Origin of the sequence: Halorarum salinum (assembly GCF_013402875.1) — an archaeon.
Classification (GTDB): Archaea; Halobacteriota; Halobacteria; order Halobacteriales; family Haloferacaceae; genus Halorarum; species Halorarum salinum.
Map to the genome: position 1 here is coordinate 2778121 of NZ_CP058579.1, position 19668 is coordinate 2797788.

Sequence of the window (19668 nt, forward strand, 5' to 3'; positions counted from 1 at the left end):
CCGTTGGAGTCGAGCGGCGTGGAGATCCGTTCCGGGCCGGCGTCCGGGCCCCGGTGTGGACGAGCCCGCGGAACTCGCGCCGATCGGGTCGCTAGTCGTCCGCGGTCGGCGCCGTGCCGGCGACGGGGACCTCCACCTCGCCCGCGTCGAGTTCGGCCTCGAGTTCCCGGGCGGCCTGCACGAGGTTCTCCATCTTACCGTAGGCGACCTCGCGCGGGAGGAGCTTCAGCCCGCAGTCGGGCGAGACGGTGAGCTTCTCGGGCGGCACCACCTTCAGCCCCTGCCGGACGTTCTCCTTGATCTCGGCGACCGGCTCCACCTCGGCGACGTGGGCGTCGACCACGCCGAGCGCGAGGTCCGGCGCGAACTCGCCGTCCGCGAAGGTGTCGATCTGTTCGTAGTCCCCGTTGCACAGTTCCACGTCGAACTCGTCGATGGGGTAGTCGTTGATCTCGGGGTAGACCCGCGAGTAGTCGCCGTAGCAGACGTGCAGGCCGACGCGCACGTCCTCCGGGACGCCCGCGACGATGCGGTCGAGACATTCGCCGACGATGGCGTGGTCGTCGGGTATCGTCGCGAGCGCCGGCTCGTCGATCTGGACGTACCGCGCGCCCGCTTCGACGAGCTTCTCGACCTCCTCGTTCACCAGATCCGCGAGGTCGTACGCGAGCACCTCGCTGTCGTCGTACGCCTCGTTGAACGACCAGTTCGCCAGCGTGTACGGGCCGGTGATGGGTACCTTCACCGGGCGCGAGGCGACCGCGTCGGTGAACTCGAACTCGTCGACGAGCCAGGGGTCGGCGTACGCCACCTCGTCGACGACCGAGGGCTTGTCGAAGTAGTTGTGGCCCCACACCTTCACCGGACCGTTGAACTCGTAGCCGTCGATGCGCTCGGCGAAGAACTCCACCATCTCCTCGCGGCGCATCTCCCCGTCGACGACCGTGTCGAGGCCGGCGCGCTCGTGTTCGTGGGTGATGACCCGACAGGCGTCGTCGTGGGCCTCGGCGAGGTCGCCCCCGTCGAACTTGGCGTCCCCGTCCTCGGCGAGGTCGGTCGCCCGGTTGAGCCACTTCGGCTTGGGGTACGAGCCGACGACCGTGGTGAGCAGGAAGTGGTCGGTCGGGTGGCCCTCGGGGCGGAACTGCTCGCGGTTCCCGGGGTTCCGGCTCACGCCTCCACCTCCCCGGCCTCGACCAGCCGAGCGCCCTCCACGAGCGTCGAGAGCTTCTCGAGGTGCTTGTTCGTCGGCAGGTAGAACAGCTCCGCGTTGGTCGCCACGTACGTCGTTCCGAACGACTGGGACGGGATCCGCTCGTCGGCCCAGGCGACCCGCTCCGCGACGGTCCGTGGCTCCTCGACGAGCGTGTTCTGCCCGTCGACCAGTCCGAGCGCGACGTCGTCCTTCGTGCCGTACTCGTTGATGCACTCCAGGTTCGCCCCGCGGTCGGCGGCGACGAGGTCGAAGCCGATGGCGTCCACGTCCGCGTCCATGAGGTGGGCGTACGGCTTCTCGTCGAACGCCTCCCAGTACGTGTGGACGACGACCTCGGCGTCGGTCGCGCCCGCGACGGCGTCGATGGCCTCGCTCGCCCGCTCGTCGAGTCCGTCGCCCGGGGCGTTCGTCACGTAGGACGGTTCGAGCAGGAACAGCGTCGCGTGGTCGGGGAACGCCTCGACCTCCCCGGCGAGGAACTCCGAGACGGCGGCGAGGAACTCCGCCTCGTCGCCGTAGTGCTCGTCGGTCGCCAGGTCCGCGAGCGTGTACGGGCCGGGGAGGACGGCCTGGAGTCGGTCGCCAGCGTCGCTTCCGAGCAGTTCCGCCGCAGCCTCGAGTTCGGCGGCGACGTCGCCCGAGAACCCGAGTTCGCCGGTCACGCGGGGGTCGCGGTAGAAGTTGTTGTTGTCGTAGTATCGGACGATTCCGCCCGTCTCGACGTTCCCGTGGACGGTCAGCGGGTGCGCGAGCATGTCGTCCCAGCGGGCCTGCCCCTCGACGACCCTGTCGAGGTCGGCTTCGATCTGGTCGTCGACGAACTCGCCCCGGACGCGCTCGTACGCGGCGGCGACGCGTCCGCCCTCCCCGCCCGAGACGAGGTCGCCCTTCTGGTGGCCTTTCAGGTCGGAGAGCTCCCGCTTCGCCTCGTCCGGGAGCGGGAACAGCCCCGGTGTGGTCGCGACTACGTCAGTCATCACTCACGAGTTCGGAATGCCGAGGCATAATACTTGCTAAAGCGAATAATGCCCTCTAGTTATCCATCGTGAGCGCGAGCACCGACAGCGTCTCGTAGGGGAACGACTCCTCGCGAACCGTCTCCGCCCGGAACCCGCCGTCGAGGGCGTACTCGATCACCTCGCCGAACCCGGCCAGCGAGGAGACGAGCAGGAGGGCCACGCCCGAGGGCGCGAGCACGCGCCCCGCGTCGTCGAGGAACGGTTCGATCAGGTCGCGTCCCGACGCGCCGCCCGAGAGGGCGGCCTCCTGCCAGTCGTCCCACTCCGCGTCGGGGTCGGTCGGGAGGTAGGGGGGGTTGAACAGGACCGCGTCGAAGGCGGCCCCGCGGAAGGGGTCGAGCAGGTTCGCGCACACGGCCTCGACCCCCCGATCGCGGGCGCGACGGCAGGCGTGGGGGTTCACGTCGCTCCCGACGACGCGCTCGACGCCGTCCACGTCGGCCACCCGTTCGGCGACCCACCCCGACCCCGTTCCGACCTCGAGGACGGTCCCGCGGGCGCGTGCGGCCGCGGCCTCGGCGAGCAGCCCCGAGTCCTCCGCCGGCGCGTAGACCGGGTCGGCGAGCCCCCGACGCTCGGCCAGGCGGTCCCGGGAGCCGGGACGTCCGCCCGGCGGCTCCGCGTCCTCCCCGCCGCCGGGCCGGTCACTCGGCACCGTCGGCCTCCGCGGGGTAGCCGTCCTCGGCGGCCGCGCCGGCGACGTCGACGCGTGAGGCCTCGTCCCGGGCCGACAGCTCCCGCTGCGGGTACGGGATGGACACGTCCGCCTCGTCGAACGCGGACTTGACGGCCGCGATCACGTCCGTCCGCGCCTTCCACATCTTCCGGGCGCTCGGGTTGTCGATGTGGAACCGCAGCCGCAGGACCACGGCCGAGTCGCCGAACTCCGACAGGACGACCTGCGGGTTCGGCTGCTCGAGCAGGACGTCGAGGTCGGCCATCGCCTCCTCGGCCAGCGCGGTCGCCGCCTCGAGGTCGGCCTCGTAGTCGACGCCCACGTCCACGTTGCCCCGGAGCCGCCCCTTCCGGGAGCGGTTCACGATCTCCTCGCTCGTCACCATGTCGTTTGGCACCATCACGAGTTCGTCGTCGAACGTCCGGAGCTGGGTGTTGACGATGTTGATGTCGGTGACGATCCCCTCCTGCTCGTCGATGCGGACCCAGTCGCCCAGTTCGAACGGCCGGGAGAACAGCACGACGAACCCCGCGAGCACCGCGCCGAGCGTCTGTCGCGCCGCGAACCCGAGGATGATGCCGGCAAAGCCCGCGCCGACCAGCAGCCCGCCGACGTTTTGCCCCCAGAGGGCGAGCACGACGAGCGACGCCACGCCGAAGATGCTCACCTGGAGGACGTGATGGACGATCTGCCGCTGGTGCCGGGTGATCCGGCCACGACCGCGTGCGACCCGCCTGACGGCCTGCTTCGTCACGCGGGTGGCCGAGTACGCGCCGACGAGGATGACGAGCGTGAACACGGTGCTGACGACTTCCGCCCGCCCGAAGTCGAGCACGTCGAAGACGTAGCCCAGCACCGCGGTTCCCCGCCAGAGGACGACGAAGAAGACGCCGGCCAGAACGGTCAACACCGCCATCGTGCCCGCCTGGACCGACTCGACGAACGCGTCGCCGAATCGCTCCTTCGCCGGATCGCCGGCCCGTCGGACGAGCTCCGCCGAGATCAGGAGCACCGCGAGCGCGACGGCGGTCCCCGCGAGCTGGGCGCCGACCGTCGGGAACATCCCCTGGACGGGTTCCGTCACCTCGGGCGGCAGCAGCGGGGTTCCACCGGCCGTCTCGTTTCCGACCGGGAAGGGGGTCTCCGTCCCGTTGCCGGCCTGAAACGGGGCCTCCGTCTCGTTGCCGGACTCGGTACCAGTCTGGGTCACTACTGCCCACCACCTACGTCGCTCACTCGGCGGGCCGTGCGCGCCAGCGCCGCGAAGGCCGAGGGGTCGAGTTCGCCGGGTCGCCTCGAGAGCGTCGCCTCGTCGACGGCCTCGACGACCGCGTCCGGGTCGGCGAGCCCCGAGATGTGGGCCGTGTTCCGGATCGCGTTCCGGACGGTCTTGCGCCGCTGGGTGAAGAGCGCCTTCACGAACCGGAGGAAGAACGCCTCGTCCTCGACCTCGTAGGTCGGCTCCCGCGGGGTGCACCTGACGACCGCGCTCTCGACGCGCGGCTGGGGGTCGAACGCCTCCCGCGGAACCGTCTCGACGAGTTCCACGTCCGCGTAGTGGCCCGCGCTCACCGAGAGCCGACCGTACTCGGGCGTGTCGGGCTCGGCCACCATCCGCTCCCCGAACTCGAACTGGACCATCAGGACGAGCGGACGCCCCTCGGGCAGCAGCCGGAAGGCGATCTCCGAGGAGACGCCGTACGGCAGGTTCGACACGCAGGCGGTGAACGGCGGAAGCTCCACGGCGAGCGCGTCCCCCTCGATCACCGCCAGCCGACCGGCCTCGACCGCGTCGGCGAACTCCTCCCGCAGGAACGCCGCGAGTTCGGGGTCGCGCTCGACGACGGTCACGCGCTCGCTCACGTCGAGCAGGCGGTCGGTCAGCGCGCCGGTCCCCCCGCCGATCTCCAGGACGTGCGAGCGGTCGGCGTCGGCGGGGAGGTAGCCGGGGAGCCTGTCCAGGACTCGGTCGTCGACGAGGAAGTGCTGGTCCCTGTCCGGGTCGCCCCTGACCCCCGCGCGCCGGCGGAGACGGTCCGGGTCCCGGGAGGCGGACTCGGACTCGAACTCGGTCATCGTCCCCGCTTCGAAGTCGTCGGCCGTAAATCCGTCTATCGGGGGCGCGTCATCCCCCGTCGCCGCCGTTCCGGCCGACGAACGTCCGGTACTTGAGGTCCTCGTCGCGCAGTTCCTCCATGATCCGTTCGACGAGCACGTCCTGCGGGTGGTGGAGCCCCGAGACGCGATCGGTCACATCGTCGAACGACTCGAACGGCCCCCGTTTCCGCTCGTCGAGGATGTTGTTCCTGAGCTTCTTCCCGATGCCCGGGAGGAGGTTCAGCTGGTGGAGCCGGAGCGAGATGGGTCCGGCGTCGTTGAAGAAGTCCACGAACCGCCGCTCCTCGCGCTCGACCAGCTCCTCGACGGCGTACTCCAGTTCGCCCTGCGCGTTCCGCGTCAGGTCGTCGTAGCCGATCTCGGTCATCCGGTCCACGACGGCCGGGTCGGGTTCGGGGTCGACGACGAGCCCGTCGCCGATGGAGACGTCGGCGCCGTCGACGATCTGCAGCCGGAAGAGCCGGAAGTCGTCCGTGTCGAGCGCGTACGCCAGTGCCGGCTTCTGGTGGGGCGCCCTGTTGTCCGCCGGATCGCCGTTCGGCAGGAAGTCGAGTATCACCGCCTCGCGTGTCTCGCCCCTCGATCCGGCCGTCTCGTCGGCCGTGGCGGCGTCCGCGTCTGTCGGGGGGTTCTCCGTCGACGGCTCGTCGGTCATACACCTGAATAGAGCCGGCAGGTGCATAAAAGGTGGTCGCCGCGGCGGCCCGCGTTCAGGCGTACTTCGCGACGACGTTGAGGATCTCGTCGAGTTCGTCGCCCGAGAGCGCGTACCGCTCCTGGGCGTACACGGCCCGCAGCTCCGTCCGGTCGCGCGGCAGCAGATCGGCGATCTTGTAGGCGGTCGCCTCGTCCACCTTCTCCAGTTCCCGGAGCTCCTCGACGAGTTCGAGCGACTCCTCGGCGTCGAGGACGGCGAACCGGTTCACGTGCTCGATGGCCCGCGCCAGCTCGTAGCGGAGCTCGCGGTCCTCGTCGGCCGCGCGCTCGGTCTCGACGTCGGCGAGCAGTTCCTTCGCCTGGGAGACGGTGAGGTACTCCTCGTCGAGCTTCTCCTTGAAGATCGTCATTCCTCGGACTGCTGGGCGCGGAGGTGGGCCGGCTTGGCGATGAGCGTCTTGGTCACGCTTCCGTCGGTTATCTCCACCTTGTAGGCGGTCCCCTGTTCGCCGACGACGGTCCCCGTCCGGCCGTTGAACCGGGGGTGGAACCGGCCGTCGGGGACGGAGGGGTCGAGCGTCAGGTGGACCGTCTGGCCCTCCTCGAACTCCGCGATGGCGCGCTGGGGCGGGGAGGTGCCCCGCTCCCGGGGGTCGTTCGACAGCTTACCTCGTGTTCCGTGGAGCGGTCCGTTCGAACTCGGCATAATCGTACGAGGTCTTTCTTCGGGTTCACTTATAAATGGTGCGTTCTCGGTTCCCGCGTGCGGCGGCCGAACACGGCCGGCCGGCTTCGACGGCGGGTCACGGCCCGCCCGGCCTCACCGGACGACCCGTTTCACGTCGGCTCCGTCCGCCCGCCGAACGACCGCACGCACGGGGTCGCGAGCGCCAGCGAGGTTGTCGCTGTCCCCGTCGAGCACCAGGAGTTCGGCGGGTCGTCCCTCCTCCACGAGTCCGCAGTCGAGGCCCGCCAGTTCCGCCCCGTCGACCGTGGCCATCCGGAGCACCTCGGTGGCGGTCGCGTCGGTGAGTTTCGCGGCGAACTCCATCTCGCGGAACATGGACGGGGAGTTCAACATCACGTTGTCCGTGCCGAGCGCGACCGTCGTCCGGTCGAGCAGTTCCCGCAACGGCGGGACGCCGACGCCGGTGACGAGGTTCGAGCGCGGGCAGACGACGACCGGCGTCCCCGCGTCCGCCAGCCTGTCGAGGTGGACTGGTTCGGGGTGGACCATGTGGACGAGGTGGTCGGGGTCGAGGTCCATCGCGGCGTTCACGTCGTCGGCGTCGCGCTCGCCCGCGTGGATGCCGAACAGCTTCCCCTCACGCCGGGTCGCGTTCCGCTCGGCGTCGAAGTCGCCGTCGCGCGCGCCGCTGGCGCCGAACCCGTCCGCGTCCGGGTGCTCCATCGCGGCCACGGACCCCCGCCCGAGGACGACGCTCTCGACGGGGATGTCGGCGCCCGCCTCCCGGATGGCCTCCACCCCCTCGACGCCGCCCTCACGGAACTCGACGTGCGCGACGGTCCCCGTCTCGGCCATGAACCGCAGCGAGCGCCGCATGGCCCCGACGGTCTCCTCGCGGGTCGCGTCCCGGAGCAACCGGTGTTTGAGCCCGTCGGGCGGCGCGACGAGTTCGTCGAGCGACAGGCCGCCGCCGGCCTCCTTCGCGATGGAGTCGCCGATGTGGGTATGGGCGTTGACGAACCCGGGGAGGATGAGGTCCGTCGACCCCGTCGGCGCCTCCTCGACGGCGGTCACGACGCCGTCCTCGACGACGACGCGGCCCTCGATCGGCTCGAACCCCCGGCCGACGAGCACCGTCCCCTCGAACGTCCGGGGTCCGGTCATCGCGACGCGCCCTCGAACTCGTCCAGCGTCGCGGTCACGCCGGGCGTGACGTCCGCGACGAGCGCTCCCTCGATGTCCAGGCCGAGCCGTTCGGCCGCCGCCCGGCCGACGCGGTCGGTCGCGTCCGCCACGGTGTACACGCCGAGGCGCCACTGCTCCCGCTGGGCCGTCCTGAGCGCCGTCACGAGCGGCGACTGGTCCTCCAGCCGTCGGACGTCGCCGTTCACGAGCACCTTCGAGGTTGACTCCTTCATCGACGGCTCGGGCGGGACGTCGACGATGACCTCGCTCGTGTCGAGTTCGCACCGCTCCGCGACGTCGGCCTCCACCGCCCGAAGCTCCTTCGGGTCGGCAGTCCGCAACGAGTCCGGAACGTCGTGGTACTCGGCCCAGACGGCGCGCTTGTAGAGGTCGCGCGAGTCGTACCGCCGCGCGAACCCGGCCGTCCCGTCGTTCATCCGCATCGCACTGACCAGGTCGTAGTCGTCCATCCGGCGGACGGCCCCCGCCTCGATGTCGGGCGAGTCCAGCAGGCGCTCGGTCGCGCGCCGGAGCATCGCCTTGCTGATGCGGGCGACCGGGTGGGTGTACACCGTCGGGTTCATCAGCGCCCGCGCGAGCAGGAGCGACTCGGCGGTCTGGACGTTCCCCTCGTCGAGCACGAGTTCGCCGTCCACGAACGTCAGCTCCCGGACGAGCCGCTCGTGGTCGATGGTGCCGTAGGGGACGCCCGTGTGGTGGGCGTCCCGCACCAGGTAGTCCATCCGGTCGACGTCCAGTTCCCCCGAGACGAGCTGGCCGTACTGGCCCTCCCCGGCGATGAGGTTCGCGACGCGGTCGGGGTCGAGCCCGTGGTCCGCGAGGACGTCCCCCACTTCCGTGTTCGCGATGAGGCCGTTCACGTCGTCGTGATACAGCCCCGTGTACTGGTGGAGCAGCTCCTCCACGTTGTGGCTGAACGGCGCGTGCCCGACGTCGTGGAGGAGCGCGGCGGCCCGGACCCGCTCGGCCTGGACGCCCTCGACGGAGAGCTGTTCCAGCGCGTGGGAGGCGAGGTGGTAGACGCCGAGGCTGTGCTCGAACCGGGTGTGGTTGGCCGACGGGTAGACGAGCTTCACCGTGCCGAGCTGTGCGATCCGGCGGAGTCGCTGCACCTGCGGGGTGTCGACCAGGTCGGTCGCCACGCCCTCCAGTTCGATGTGGTCGTGGACGGAGTCCTTGATCGTCGTCACGCGTGGTCCCCCCGTGGGTACCGGCCGTGCGACCGGGGCGCCCCGCGTCGGGACGGCGCGGCGAGTCGGGTCATACCCCGCGTTTGGCCGCCACCGGATAAAAACGGTTGGCGATTCGACCGGGACGGGTGGACCGGCGTCTCCCCCGTCCGCGTTCGCCGGGGGCTCCGAGACGCCGCTCGACCGTCGAAACCCCGCAGTTCCGGGCAAAACAGCTAATCAGGACGGCGTGCAACGGTAACGCATGACGATACGTGAGGCGTCCGACGACGACGTCGACGCGATCCGTGACGTCGCGCGCGCCTCGTGGGAGGCCGACTACCCGGAGATTCTGAGCCGCGAGACCATCGAGGAGGGCGTCGAGGAGTGGTACGGCACGGACGCCCTCCACGAGGCGGTCTCGGACGCGCGGACCCGGCTGCTCGTCGCCGACGAGGGGGACGCGGTCGTCGGATTCGCCCACGCGGTCCTGAACGGCGAGGACGAGGGGGACATCCTGCGACTGTACGTCCACCCCGAGCACAGACGGCAGGGGATCGGCCGTCGGCTGTTCGAGCGGGTGCGGGACGACCTGTACGAGCGCGACGTCGACCGGATCTACGCGATGGTCCTCGCGGACAACGACCTCGGAAACGCGTTCTACCGGGACCTCGGCCTCGAGCGGGTCACCGAGGAGGAGACGACGATCGGCGGGGACGCCGTCCGGGAGCACACGTTCGCGCTGGAACGCGGGTAGGTCCGGGGACGACCGGGCCGTTCGCGGTACGCCGCTCGACGGTTCGTCCCCGGACGGAGGACGGGCGCGTCGTTACGGCACCATCGCACGGACGCCGAGGACGTCCTCGGCCGCCGCGGCCACCTCGTCGACGTGCTCCTCGGGCGCGTACACCCCCATCCGCCAGCCCGCGCGCTGGGCGGCGCGAAGCCCGGACACGAGTTCGGAGGCGTCCTCCAGCCGCTGGGGGACCCCGTTGACGACGACCCTGCTGCCGGCCTCCGTGAACGTCGGCCGGTCCGGCACGTCGACGACGACGTCCCGGGCGTCGACGTCCGCGAGGTCGGCGATCTCCCGCTCCGTGGCCCGCTCCTCGCCGTGGTCGAACTCGACGACGTCCGTCGGGACGGCGGCCAGGTCGGCCCACACGGCGCGCTTGTACAGGTCGCGGTACTCGATGCGGCGGCCGAGTTCGGGCACGTCCCCGCGCAGCGCGACCAGCAGGTCGTGGTCCGCCATCCGGCGGAACGTCTCGACGTCCGTCCCGCACTCGATGAGCCGCTCGGAGGCGCGCTCCAGCATCGCGCCGGCGATGCGGGAGACGTGGTGGCGGTACACCGTCGCGTCCATGAGCGCCCGCGCGAGCAGGAGCGATTCGGCGGTCTGGACGTTCCCCTCGCCGAGGACGAGCTGCCCGTCGCTGTACCGAAGTTCCCGGACGAGCCGCTCGTGGTCGATGGTGCCGTAGGGGACGCCCGTGTGGTGGGCGTCCCGCACCAGGTAGTCCATCCGGTCGACGTCCAGTTCCCCCGAGACGAGCTGGCCGAGTTCCCCCTCGCCGCGGACCAGCGCGGCGACCCGGTCCGGGTCCAGCCCGTGGTCCGCGAGGACGCCGGCCGCGTCCGTCCGTTCGAGCAGGTCGCCCACCTCGTCGTGATGGCGGCCGGTGTGGCGCTCGATGACCTCCTCGGTCTGGTGGCCGTACGGACCGTGGCCGACGTCGTGCAGGAGCGCCGCGGCACGGACGTGCCTGGCGCGGTCGCCCTCCACGCCGAGGTACTCCAGCGAGCGCGACGCGAGGTGGTAGACGCCGAGGCTGTGCTCGAACCGGGTGTGCGAGGCGGAGGGGTAGACGAGTCGAACGGTGGAGAGCTGTTTGATGTGTCTGAGCCGCTGGAAGGCGTCGGTGTCCAGCAGGTCCGCCGCGACGGGATCGAGGGTGATGTAGTCGTGAACGCTGTCCTTGATTGCCTTCATCGGTCGCTACGCGGTGGTCGGCTCCTCGTCGTGAAACACTGTCGATGGGTGTCCGCCCGTCCATGTGCGGCCCCGAGCGACGCTAGATCGGAACGCCCGTCTCCTCGTAGGCGGTCCCCAGGATGACCATCGTCTGGGACCGGTCGAACCCCTCCATGCCGGCGATCTGTCCGAACATGAGCTCCCGGAGGTCGTCGGTGCTCCCGGCGTACACCCGCATCATCACGTCCCACTCGCCCGTCGTCAGGTGGACCTCCCGGACGCCCTCCACGTCGCGAAGCCGCGCGAGCGCCTCGTCCTCGTGCCCCTGCTGGACGCGGAGGCCGACGAGCGCCGAGACGCCGTAGCCCACCGCACCCGGGTCGATCTCGGCGTGGTACCCCCGGATGACGCCCGCCTCCTCCATGCGCGAGACCCGGTCGTGGACGGTCGCGCTCGACATGTCGATCCGGCGCGCCACCTCGCTGAACGGCGTCCGCGCGTCCTCCTGGAGGATGCGGAGGATGGCCCGGTCCGTCTCGTCGAGTTCCATACCGCCCCTCCGGATGGACGGTACTTCGACGTTGCGTTCGACCCGATCGGGGACCGCGTCGATCGGGGACGATGCGGGTCGGAAACGACGCGGATCGGGATCCCGCGTCGCTCCCGAACGATCAGTCCCGAACGGCGTCGACGCCGCGGGCGGCCGCCAGCACCTCGTCGTGTAGTTCGCCGTTGGAGGCGACCAGCCCGCGCGAGTCGTGGGTCCAGCGATCGCCGTTCAGATCCGTGACCGTCCCGCCGGCGTTCCGGATCATGTGGACCCCCGCGACGGTGTCCCAGGGGTTGCAGGCGACGTTGGTGACGGTTCCCTCCAGCGAACCGTCGGCGACCATGGGGAGCGTCGCCTGGGCGGAGCCGAACCGGCGGAGGTCGGCGAACCGCCGGACGATCTCCGAGCAGGCGGCCGCGTACTCGTCGCGCCGGTCGCGCCCCCACCAGATGGTGGGCGCGACGGCGCCCCGCTCCGGGTCGTCGACGTCGCTGACGGTCACCCGCTCGCCGTTCCGGTAGGTCGCGTCCCCGTCGGCGACGTACGCGTCGTCCATCGCCGGCAGGACGTTCGCGGCGGCGACCGGTTCGCCGTCGACGACGGCCGCGACGGCGGTCGCGAACACCCGGATGTCCCGCACGTAGTTGTTCGTCCCGTCGATGGGGTCGATCACCCAGACCGGCCCCTCCGGCGGAACCTCCTTCAGTACGTCCACCTCGGCGGTCTCACCGTCGCTCCCGCGGGCACTCTCCTCCTCGCCCACGAACGCGTCGTCGGGGAACGACTCGCGGACCGTCTCGATGACCCGCCGCTGGGCGGCGCGGTCGGCCGCCGTGACCACGTCGGTCTTCTCGGCCTTCGTCTCCACGTCGATTCCGATGCGAAAGTGCTTCGCGGCGACGGCCGCGCCGGCGCGGGCCGCCTGCTCGGCCACGGCGGCCCGGCCCGGTTGCTCGCTCATGGCCCGCACGAACGGGGAGGCAACCCGAATATCCGTCGGTCCGCCGGCGCCGGCGGATGGGTTTAGGTGCGTCCGCGCGGTAGCTTCGACCGTGACCGACGAGCGAACGGACCGCCCCGGTGACGTCGACGCGACGCTCTCGGGCCTGCTCTCGACCGCACGCGGGCACGCCAGCGAGGGCGAGACGGACGAACTGCTCGACGCGCTGGAGGCGGTCGCGACGGTCGCCCGGGCCGAACTCCCCGAGACGGGTCGGCGGGAGCGGGTACTGTTCGGTTGCTCGCGGGTCGAGTACCACGCCGAGGCCGACCACGAGGTGGCGGCCGAGTACCTCCGGGTGATGGAGCGCCTGTTCGATTCCGATTAACTCGATTCCGACTCAGAGTGAGTTTAACTGGCGCGGGACCGAACGGCCGTCCATGCGACCGACGGAAGCGGTCAGACAGCTCGAACACGTCATCGACGCGACCACGACCGACGGCGGCAGGCGCTGTGCGGTCACCTACCGGCGGACGTTCGAGCGGGTCGCCGCCGACGGGACCGGCGACGACGTGACCGACCTCGCCACGGCGCTCGGGACGGAGGTCCGACGCGGGAACCGGCCGTCGCCCGCGCAGGCCCGGCGGGAGGCGGACCGCGTCCTCGGCGTCGCGACCGACGGCGGCGAGTAGGTCGCCGGTGGGCCCGGCCGGAACCGCGGCCGGGACCGGGACGTGGGAGCGACCGTCAGCCACGCCCGCCGCCCGACCGCCGTTCCGCTTTCGTGCTAGACGGTTTTACCGTGGGTCGTGAAGGGCCGGCATGGTACGGTCCGACCTGGCCGATCGACTCGTCGTACTGGCGATCGGACTGTTGATCGTACTCGGTCCGGTCGTGCTCCTCGTGCTCACCCTCGGCTTCCTCATGGTCACCGGGGACCTCCTGGTCAACCAGGTGACGCCCGTCGAGTTCCTCGAACTGTACGTCATCGACCTGCTCCTGTTCTCCGCCTTCGGCTACGGGGTCTATCGGCTGACGCTGACGCTGGTCGAGAGCCACCTCCCCGCTTCGCTGGACGCCCTCGAAGGGGAGGACGCCGAGCGGGAAGCCACCGACACGTCCGACGACGCGGAGTGAAGCGCCGCCCTCGCGCGAGCGGCTGAGGGCCTCCAGCCAGTCGGACCGTGCCCGGTACGACCCTTCCCGTCGGTCGAAGCGAGCGTCGTGCTCGGGAGCGTATCGAGAGCGTGCCCCGAGCCCGTGAACCGAGACCCGATCCGATACCCGCGGGTCGGCGTCGGACGCCTCGGCAGTAATCGCGAGGGAAGATCGTCCCGAGAGACGACCTCCGCACTCGTACGGCGGGTCTCCGCCAGCGAGTGCGAGGGATGCGATTTGAACGCATGGACCTCTACAGGAGCGGATCTTGAGTCCGCCGCCGTTTCCAGGCTTGGCTACCCTCGCACGCGTTCGAATCTCCGGCGTGGGTGGGGTAAAACGTTGCGACTCCGTCCGTTCGCCGCCGACTCACCGTCGTGCGGTTCCGGCCCCGACCAGCGACGTGTAGAACACGGTGCCGAACGAGCCGAGCTGGAGCCCGATCTCGACCCGCGTCACGTCGCCGCCGCCCCGGAGCAGGTACGTCACGAAGCTGGCGAAGCCGAGCGACAGGGCCAACAGGTACAGGAGTGCGGGTCGGAGCGCCTCGTCGGTCAGGACGCCCCGGACGCGGACGGCGACGCGACGGGGGACGGCGGCGATCCGGGCGGCGATCCGCGCCAGGGCGGCCACGACCGGGCTGACTGGGTACACGTTCGTACGTCGTCGACCGTGATCAAAAATCCGGGCCGCGACCCGCGGTCGCCACTCGGGGAACCTCGGGGGTCCCACGGCCGTCCGATCCGGACCACCGCGTAACTGAAGGCCGTTCGGGTGGGACGGGGGGTATGGACGATCACACCCGCGACCCCGGCGTGGCACCGCCGCTGGGGAACCCCGCAGGGTGGCGCGCGGACGAGCGGGTATGGGAGCACGCGACCCTCCGGCGGGCGACCGAACACGGCGTCAGACTGTTCAACGCGGGCGAGTACCACGAGGCGCACGACTGCTTCGAGGACGAGTGGTACAACTACGGCTCGGGGACGACCGAGAGCGCGTTCCTCCACGGGATGGTGCAGGTCGCCGCGGGGGCCTACAAGCACGTCGACTTCGAGGACGACGACGGCATGCGCTCGTTGTTCGAGACGGCGCTCCAGTACCTCCAGGGAGTCCCCGGTGACTTCTACGGCGTCGACGTGGCGGACGTGCGGTCGACCCTCTCGGCGGCGCTCGCGAACCCGGGCGCGTTCGACGGCCGGCGGATCCGGCTCGACGGCCATACCCCGGACGCCTACGAGTCCGACTACGAGTACGCCGAGTCGCTGGACGGCTGACCCCTGGCGGGGGACCGCCCGCGCGAGGCCGAACCGGTCGTCGCGGACGGCGAGTCGACCCCCCGGGTCGGGACGACCCGGAACCGCGGTTCACAAATAGTGCGCCCCCGGACGACTCGTATGCGAATCCACCAGCTGGGGGAGGGCGTCCCGGAGGTGGCCGTCGTCGGGGGGATCCACGGGGACGAACCGTGCGGGCCGGCCGCGGTCGATCGGCTCGTCTCCGAGTCGCCGGCGCTCGAGCGCCCCGTGAAGCTGATCGTCGCCAACGAGGCGGCGCTCGAGCGAGACGAACGCTACCTGGACGAGGACCTCAACCGGGCGTTCCCCGGCGACCCCGACGCCGACACCCACGAAGGGCGGCTGGCACACGACCTCGCGCGCGAACTCGAGGGCAGTACCACGCTCGCGCTCCACTCGACGCAGTCGTACGCGGAGCCGTTCGCGCTGTGTGACACGGTCGACGAGATCGCCCGCGCCGTCGTCCCGCATCTCCCCGTGGACACCCTCATCGAGACCGACCTGTTCACCGAGGGGCGGCTCATCGAGCATCCCCACACGGTCGAGGTCGAGTGTGGCCTCCAGGGGACCGAGGGAGCCGCCGAGAACGCCTACTGGCTCGCGCGGGCCTTCCTCGTCGCCACGGGCGCCCTGTCGGCGCCGACCGTCGAGGAACCCGCCGGTGCCGCCGGCGCGGACCCGGGGGCGGTCGACGTCTTCCGACTCCGCCAGCCGGTCGGCAAGCCGCCGGCCGAGGAGTACGAGGTATTCGCACACAACTTCGAGCGCGTCGACGTCGGCGAGCGGTTCGCCGTCGCGGACGGCGAGACGTTCACCGCGGACGAGCCGTTCTACCCGGTGTTGATGTCCGCGCGCGGCTACGCGGACGCGTTCGGCTACGCGGCCGAGAAGGTCGGTACGATGGAGTAACCGTCCGCCGGCCGCCCGCCGCTCCGCCGGACCGGGTCCGAGCGGGACCGGTCAGGCCGGCATCTCGTCGAGCTCCTCGAGGTCCTCCATCTCACCGTCCCCCCTCCCGCCGAACTTCTTCACCCCGACGGCGAGCAACGCGAGCAGGACGAGGACGCCGAACGCCTTCATCCCCGTCCGGCCGCTCGAGCCGGACTCCTCGTCCGCGACCGTTTCGTCGTCGTCCCCGCCGGACCGGGAGCCGATGGAGCCGGTCGGGCTGAAGTCGAGGCCGTCGTTCACGTGGAGTTCCAGAAGGGTGACGTCCATGGAAAACCGTACGGCGACCAGTGGCTTATCCGTTGGGGCCGCTTCGCGTCCGGCCGGGCGTGCCGTCGGCCCCGAAGCGGCGACCGGCCGGGCACGAGGCCCCGGCCGTGAACGTTCGCGGCGGTCGTGATCGTTCGCGGCAGTCGTGAACTATCGCGGGCGGAACGTCACCTCGAACGGAGCGGGTGGTTGGTCGTGGCCGTCGCTCCTCGTTGCGTTCGTGTGACCGACGCGTAAAGTTCGCCCTCAGGCGGACCGGACGGTCATTCGATGTGCCCCTCCTCGCGGAGCTGCTGGGCGTCCTCCTCGGAGTACCGCCACTCGACGTTGGCCTTCTCGTCCTGCCAGTCCCACGGCTCGGCGATGACGACGTCCCCCTCGTTGATCCAGGTCCGGTACTTCATCCGGCCGGGAATCCGTCCCATCCTCGTCTTCCCGTCCACACATCGGAGTCGAACGTGGTTCCCCCCGAGGTGTTCGGTCACCACGGCGAACACCTGATCGCTGTCGGGCATCCGGAGGTTCCGGCGCCCAGATTCTTCACTCACGCCTAGTGGTTGGCGCGTAGGACGGATAAGTCATTGGAGTCTTCCGCTAACGTTTGACACGGGGTACGGAGGGGGACGACCCGGTGGTACCCGGGGTCCGTTCCGACCGGCGGTCAGGCCCGGTCGAGTCGTATCTCCTGGCCCTCGACGTCCTCCAGAGCCGCGACGAGGCCGCCGATGCTCACACGGCCGCCCTCCGGGTCCTCGACGGTGATGGAGGCGACCTGCTCGGACTCGTCGAACTGGTACTCCACGACCGGCCCCTCGACGCGGACCTCGTTGCCGGTCTCCACGTCGCGTCCCGTGATGACCGCGCGGAAGTTCCCGTCGAGCTCGTGGACGTCCTTCACCGCGCGGCGGATGGACGCGTACGTCCGGGGGAACGGCCGCCCCTCGCCGTCGGTCGCGATCCCCTCCGCGGTGCTCCACAGCACCGTGCCGAAGAAGCCCGACACCAGAAAGCCCAGCGCCGACCGGTTGAAGATGACGCCGTAGCGGTCGCGGTCGTCCCGCAGGGCGTCCTGGGTCGCGTACACCGAGTACTCGCCGTCGGCCACCGCGATGACCGGCGTCGTGATGCCGCGACGGCCGCGCACCTCGGTGGCGATCGCGTCGTACTCGAACTCCTCCGGGGAGGGTGCGCGCGAGGCGGGCGTCACGAGCAGTTCGATGGCGATGCCGTCGGCGATGCGCGTCGCGAGGGTCTCGCGGAAGCGGCGGAGCAGGTCCGGCGTGAGCGAGACGGTGAGTTCGTACTCCGCCTCCTCGATCACCTCCTCGATGTACCGGAGGATGGTCGAGCGGGACTTCACGAGCGACACCGCCTCGGTGTCCCGCGTCGGCGCGGTGTACCGCGCCTCGAGTTCGTCGACCATCTCGGCCAGCGACGACCGGATGTCCCCGAACGCCTCGCCGGGGTCGACCGCGACGATCTTCATCGGGCGCGACTCGCGCAGTTCCACGAGCCCCCTGTCCGAGAGGCTCCGGACGGTGTCGTACACCCGCGGCTGCGGGATGTCCGTCTCGCCGGCGATCTCGCTGGCGGTCAGTTCGCCACGTTCGAGCACGGCGAGGTAGGCGTCGATCTCGTACTCGCCGAGGTTGAACCGTTCCCCGACGCGCTCCATCGTCGAGCGCAGGTCGTCGGCCATACGCTATCCATCGACCGCTGGTATAAGGTATTTACTGACTCGCGAGTAGTACCTGTTTCCGAAACGTGGTCCTCCCGTTCCGGTCCCGTCACATGTACATCCGGTCGAGCGGCTGTTCCTCCTCGCTCTGCTCCTCGAACCTGTCGGCGAGGTTCTGGTAGTACTGCTGGACCTCCTCCGCGAACTCCTGTAACGGGTCGGTGTCGATCCCGAGCCCGTACACCGACTCGGCGGCGTCGAGCAGCCTGATGGTCGCCTCGACGTCCGGGGCCAGCGCGTGGACCGGCGTGACGTAGACGCCGACGCCGAGGTCCGACTCCATCCCCCGGGCCATGAGGGCGGCGTTCGTCCCGTCGAGGAAGCCGGCCCCCATCGGCGGCACGTCGGCCGCGGCGTCGCCGGAGAAGTGATCGGCCACGTAGTCGTCGCTGGCGACGTAGAACGCGCGGTGGTCGTTCGGCCCGTGGGGGAACGGCACGCCCGAGAGGACGGCGATCTCCTCGACCCCCTTCGACCCGGTCCAGTCGAGGATGGCGTTCGAGAACGGCTCCGCGATGGGGACGGGGACGAGCAGTTCGCCGACGAGCACGGTCACGTCGAGGTCCGACCGGGAGTAGAGCCGCGTCGGATAGCGCGGCTTCCCCTCCTGGAACGGGGTGATCGTCGGGAGCCCCTCCGCCCGGATGTGGCCGGTCTGCTCGAGTTCGAGGTGGTCGACGAGGTAGTCGACCGCCGTCAACCCCGCGAGCCCGAACCCGGAGAACCCGGCGAGCACCGTCGCCGCGGGTTCGGTTCGGGTGTCGACGTGGAAGGTCGCTCCGCCGTCGGTGCTGGGATCAGCCATGTCCCGTCGTACGACGCGTTCGGAGTTAGTGATACCGCCCGTCGCGACGCCGCCGGGTTCGATCGCGTTCGCCCCGGTTCGACCGCGTTCGCGCCCGAGGCCCGAGGGAGCCGTGGATCCTGAGGTCGACGGGGTTCCCGATCCGGTCGGCCGGTTGCCGTGCTCCGCCGACGGCCGCGTGCGGAGGGGAACGCTTTTTCGCCGGGCCGCCCTCGCCCGCCGTATGCAGGCTGGGACCGCGACGCCGACCCGGACCGAGGTTCCAGTCGACGGACCCGCCGGGTCGCTCCTCGGGTTCTACAACGAACTGCTCAACTTCCCAGGGGCGAGGGCCGCGGTCGTGCTGCTGTTCCTCGCATTCGGGGCGGTGGTCTCCCGCTACGCGATCAGGCTGCTCGGCCGACCCATCGCGCGCCGGTTCGTCAGACAGAGCGTCGCACAGACCGTCCTCCGCGGCGTCCACGTCGGCATCATCCTCCTGTTCGGCTTCGTCGGCCTGGGGGCGGCGGGGATCGAACTGGGGAACATCGTCCTCTCCGTCGGGGTGTTCTCCGCGGTGGTCGGTATCATCCTCGCGCCCATCGTCGGCTCCATCATCAACGGGCTGTTCGTCCTCGCGGATCAGCCGTTCGAGATCGGCGACATGATCGAACTGGCCGAGGGGACCACGGGGTTCGTCGACGACATCACCCTCCGGTACACGAAGGTGTTCACCATGGACAACACGTTCGCGGTCATCCCCAACTCCGTCATCCGTGACGACCTGGTGAAGAACTACTCGGCCGAGGACGAGCGCACCCGCCTCCAGGTGGACGTCGCGGTCACCTACGAGTCGGACGTCGAGACGGCCCGCCGCCTCATCGAGCGCGCCGCCGCCGACTGCGAGGACGTCATCGAGGGCGGCCCGGACATCCGCATCGGGACCGCGCGCTACCCGGCGAAGCCGACCTGTTACATCGACCAGTTCGGCGACCACGGCATCCACCTGCGGCTCCGCTACTGGGCGCGGCGCCCGTACAAACTGCTCACCGTCAGGTCGAAGGTCCAGACGGAGGTGTGGCGCCTGCTAAACGAGGAAGGGGTCGACGTGACCATCCCCTACCCGCACCAGCACCTCGTGTTCGACGAGACGAGCGGCGTCGCGGACGTCCGCGTGGACGCGAGTCAGGAGCCGAGCGACCGGTCGGGACCCGCCGACCGGAACTGAACGCCGACCGGAACCGAACGCCGCCGCGCTGCT

General features: G+C 70.5%; 25 protein-coding genes and 1 tRNA gene. 7 read left to right on the plus strand and 19 right to left on the minus strand.

Translation table 11 applies throughout. The features are described from left to right. Positions 1-91 precede the first annotated feature (91 nt). The 10 genes from HUG12_RS13785 to HUG12_RS13830 all read right to left on the minus strand — a co-directional run bounded on the left by HUG12_RS13785 (position 92) and on the right by HUG12_RS13830 (position 8770). Positions 92-1174 carry a methionine synthase gene (locus tag HUG12_RS13785; RefSeq protein WP_179269325.1) on the minus strand — a complete coding sequence of 361 codons (1083 nt, stop codon included), beginning with the start codon at positions 1172-1174 and terminating at the stop codon, positions 92-94. Continuing rightward, entirely contained in the window at positions 1171-2193 is a 1023-nt protein-coding gene (locus HUG12_RS13790) for a 5-methyltetrahydropteroyltriglutamate--homocysteine methyltransferase (protein WP_179269326.1), read from the minus strand. Before HUG12_RS13790 ends, HUG12_RS13785 begins: the two co-directional genes overlap by 4 nt. Positions 2194-2248: 55 nt before the next feature. Continuing rightward, entirely contained in the window at positions 2249-2890 is a 642-nt protein-coding gene (locus HUG12_RS13795; RefSeq protein ID WP_394354266.1) for a HemK2/MTQ2 family protein methyltransferase, read from the minus strand. Beyond that, the gene (locus HUG12_RS13800) at positions 2880-4121 is read right to left on the minus strand and encodes a mechanosensitive ion channel family protein (protein WP_218836322.1); all 1242 of its coding nucleotides are present in this window, start codon (positions 4119-4121) and stop codon (positions 2880-2882) included. Before HUG12_RS13800 ends, HUG12_RS13795 begins: the two co-directional genes overlap by 11 nt. Next, on the minus strand, positions 4121-4987 hold the full coding sequence (locus tag HUG12_RS13805) for a 16S ribosomal RNA methyltransferase A (RefSeq protein ID WP_179269327.1): 867 nt from the start codon (positions 4985-4987) through the stop codon (positions 4121-4123). The genes HUG12_RS13800 and HUG12_RS13805 overlap by 1 nt, the downstream gene beginning before the upstream one ends. Before the next feature lie 49 nt (positions 4988-5036). Further along, the gene (locus HUG12_RS13810) at positions 5037-5684 is read right to left on the minus strand and encodes a DUF655 domain-containing protein (RefSeq protein WP_179269328.1); all 648 of its coding nucleotides are present in this window, start codon (positions 5682-5684) and stop codon (positions 5037-5039) included. A 55-nt stretch (positions 5685-5739) separates the two neighbouring features. Then, positions 5740-6096, minus strand: coding sequence for an RNA polymerase Rpb4 family protein (locus tag HUG12_RS13815; protein WP_179269329.1), 357 nt, complete (start codon positions 6094-6096; stop codon positions 5740-5742). Next, positions 6093-6392: a 50S ribosomal protein L21e gene (locus HUG12_RS13820; protein WP_179269330.1), complete on the minus strand. Its 300-nt coding sequence runs from the start codon at positions 6390-6392 to the stop codon at positions 6093-6095. The genes HUG12_RS13815 and HUG12_RS13820 overlap by 4 nt, the downstream gene beginning before the upstream one ends. A gap of 114 nt (positions 6393-6506) precedes the next feature. Beyond that, the gene (locus tag HUG12_RS13825; protein ID WP_179269331.1) at positions 6507-7538 is read right to left on the minus strand and encodes an amidohydrolase family protein; all 1032 of its coding nucleotides are present in this window, start codon (positions 7536-7538) and stop codon (positions 6507-6509) included. Then, positions 7535-8770 (minus strand): HD domain-containing protein, encoded by a 1236-nt coding sequence (locus tag HUG12_RS13830; protein ID WP_179269332.1) that lies wholly within the window; start codon positions 8768-8770, stop codon positions 7535-7537. Before HUG12_RS13830 ends, HUG12_RS13825 begins: the two co-directional genes overlap by 4 nt. A 244-nt stretch (positions 8771-9014) precedes the next feature. On the opposite strand from HUG12_RS13830, the gene HUG12_RS13835 reads away from it, so the two are divergent. Further along, positions 9015-9506 (plus strand): GNAT family N-acetyltransferase, encoded by a 492-nt coding sequence (locus HUG12_RS13835; protein ID WP_179269333.1) that lies wholly within the window; start codon positions 9015-9017, stop codon positions 9504-9506. Between the two features lie 72 nt (positions 9507-9578). Here HUG12_RS13835 and HUG12_RS13840 read toward each other — a convergent pair whose 3' ends face one another. The 3 genes from HUG12_RS13840 to HUG12_RS13850 form a co-directional block, all read right to left on the minus strand. Then, entirely contained in the window at positions 9579-10742 is a 1164-nt protein-coding gene (locus HUG12_RS13840) for an HD domain-containing protein (RefSeq protein WP_179269334.1), read from the minus strand. Positions 10743-10824: 82 nt separating this feature from the next. Continuing rightward, positions 10825-11274, minus strand: coding sequence for an Lrp/AsnC family transcriptional regulator (locus HUG12_RS13845; protein WP_179269335.1), 450 nt, complete (start codon positions 11272-11274; stop codon positions 10825-10827). Between the two features lie 121 nt (positions 11275-11395). Beyond that, positions 11396-12235: an inositol monophosphatase family protein gene (locus HUG12_RS13850; protein ID WP_179269336.1), complete on the minus strand. Its 840-nt coding sequence runs from the start codon at positions 12233-12235 to the stop codon at positions 11396-11398. Positions 12236-12326: 91 nt separating this feature from the next. On the opposite strand from HUG12_RS13850, the gene HUG12_RS13855 reads away from it, so the two are divergent. From HUG12_RS13855 to HUG12_RS13865, 3 genes are all read left to right on the plus strand, one after another. Continuing rightward, the gene (locus HUG12_RS13855; RefSeq protein ID WP_179269337.1) at positions 12327-12602 is read left to right on the plus strand and encodes a hypothetical protein; all 276 of its coding nucleotides are present in this window, start codon (positions 12327-12329) and stop codon (positions 12600-12602) included. A 52-nt stretch (positions 12603-12654) separates the two neighbouring features. Then, entirely contained in the window at positions 12655-12906 is a 252-nt protein-coding gene (locus HUG12_RS13860) for a hypothetical protein (protein ID WP_179269338.1), read from the plus strand. Between the two features lie 130 nt (positions 12907-13036). Continuing rightward, entirely contained in the window at positions 13037-13351 is a 315-nt protein-coding gene (locus HUG12_RS13865) for a hypothetical protein (RefSeq protein WP_179269339.1), read from the plus strand. Between the two features lie 243 nt (positions 13352-13594). Here HUG12_RS13865 and HUG12_RS13870 read toward each other — a convergent pair. Together HUG12_RS13870 and HUG12_RS13875 are read right to left on the minus strand one after the other, a co-directional pair. After that, positions 13595-13678: transfer RNA gene (locus HUG12_RS13870), tRNA-Leu, on the minus strand. A gap of 63 nt (positions 13679-13741) precedes the next feature. Further along, positions 13742-14026 (minus strand): hypothetical protein, encoded by a 285-nt coding sequence (locus tag HUG12_RS13875; RefSeq protein ID WP_179269340.1) that lies wholly within the window; start codon positions 14024-14026, stop codon positions 13742-13744. Positions 14027-14160: 134 nt separating this feature from the next. Between HUG12_RS13875 and HUG12_RS13880 the strand changes: the two genes are divergently transcribed. Both HUG12_RS13880 and HUG12_RS13885 read left to right on the plus strand, forming a co-directional pair. Further along, positions 14161-14646 (plus strand): DUF309 domain-containing protein, encoded by a 486-nt coding sequence (locus HUG12_RS13880; RefSeq protein WP_179269341.1) that lies wholly within the window; start codon positions 14161-14163, stop codon positions 14644-14646. A 120-nt stretch (positions 14647-14766) separates the two neighbouring features. Next, complete coding sequence (locus HUG12_RS13885; protein ID WP_179269342.1) at positions 14767-15576, plus strand: M14 family metallopeptidase; 810 nt, start codon at positions 14767-14769, stop codon at positions 15574-15576. A 51-nt stretch (positions 15577-15627) separates the two neighbouring features. Here the strand turns inward: HUG12_RS13885 and HUG12_RS13890 are convergent, their stop codons facing one another. The 4 genes from HUG12_RS13890 to HUG12_RS13905 form a co-directional block, all read right to left on the minus strand. After that, positions 15628-15885 (minus strand): hypothetical protein, encoded by a 258-nt coding sequence (locus HUG12_RS13890; RefSeq protein ID WP_179269343.1) that lies wholly within the window; start codon positions 15883-15885, stop codon positions 15628-15630. A 263-nt stretch (positions 15886-16148) separates the two neighbouring features. Beyond that, a complete protein-coding gene (locus HUG12_RS13895; RefSeq protein ID WP_179269344.1) occupies positions 16149-16433 on the minus strand; it encodes a translation initiation factor eIF-1A in 285 nt (94 codons plus the stop codon). Positions 16434-16546: 113 nt separating this feature from the next. After that, positions 16547-17584, minus strand: coding sequence for an HTH-type sugar sensing transcriptional regulator TrmB (gene trmB, locus HUG12_RS13900; RefSeq protein ID WP_179269345.1), 1038 nt, complete (start codon positions 17582-17584; stop codon positions 16547-16549). 88 nt (positions 17585-17672) lie between these two features. Then, complete coding sequence (locus HUG12_RS13905; protein ID WP_179269346.1) at positions 17673-18428, minus strand: proteasome assembly chaperone family protein; 756 nt, start codon at positions 18426-18428, stop codon at positions 17673-17675. A 223-nt stretch (positions 18429-18651) separates the two neighbouring features. Between HUG12_RS13905 and HUG12_RS13910 the strand changes: the two genes are divergently transcribed. Continuing rightward, positions 18652-19635, plus strand: a complete 984-nt coding sequence (locus HUG12_RS13910) for a mechanosensitive ion channel family protein (RefSeq protein ID WP_179269347.1) — start codon at positions 18652-18654, stop codon at positions 19633-19635. Positions 19636-19668 lie beyond the last annotated feature (33 nt).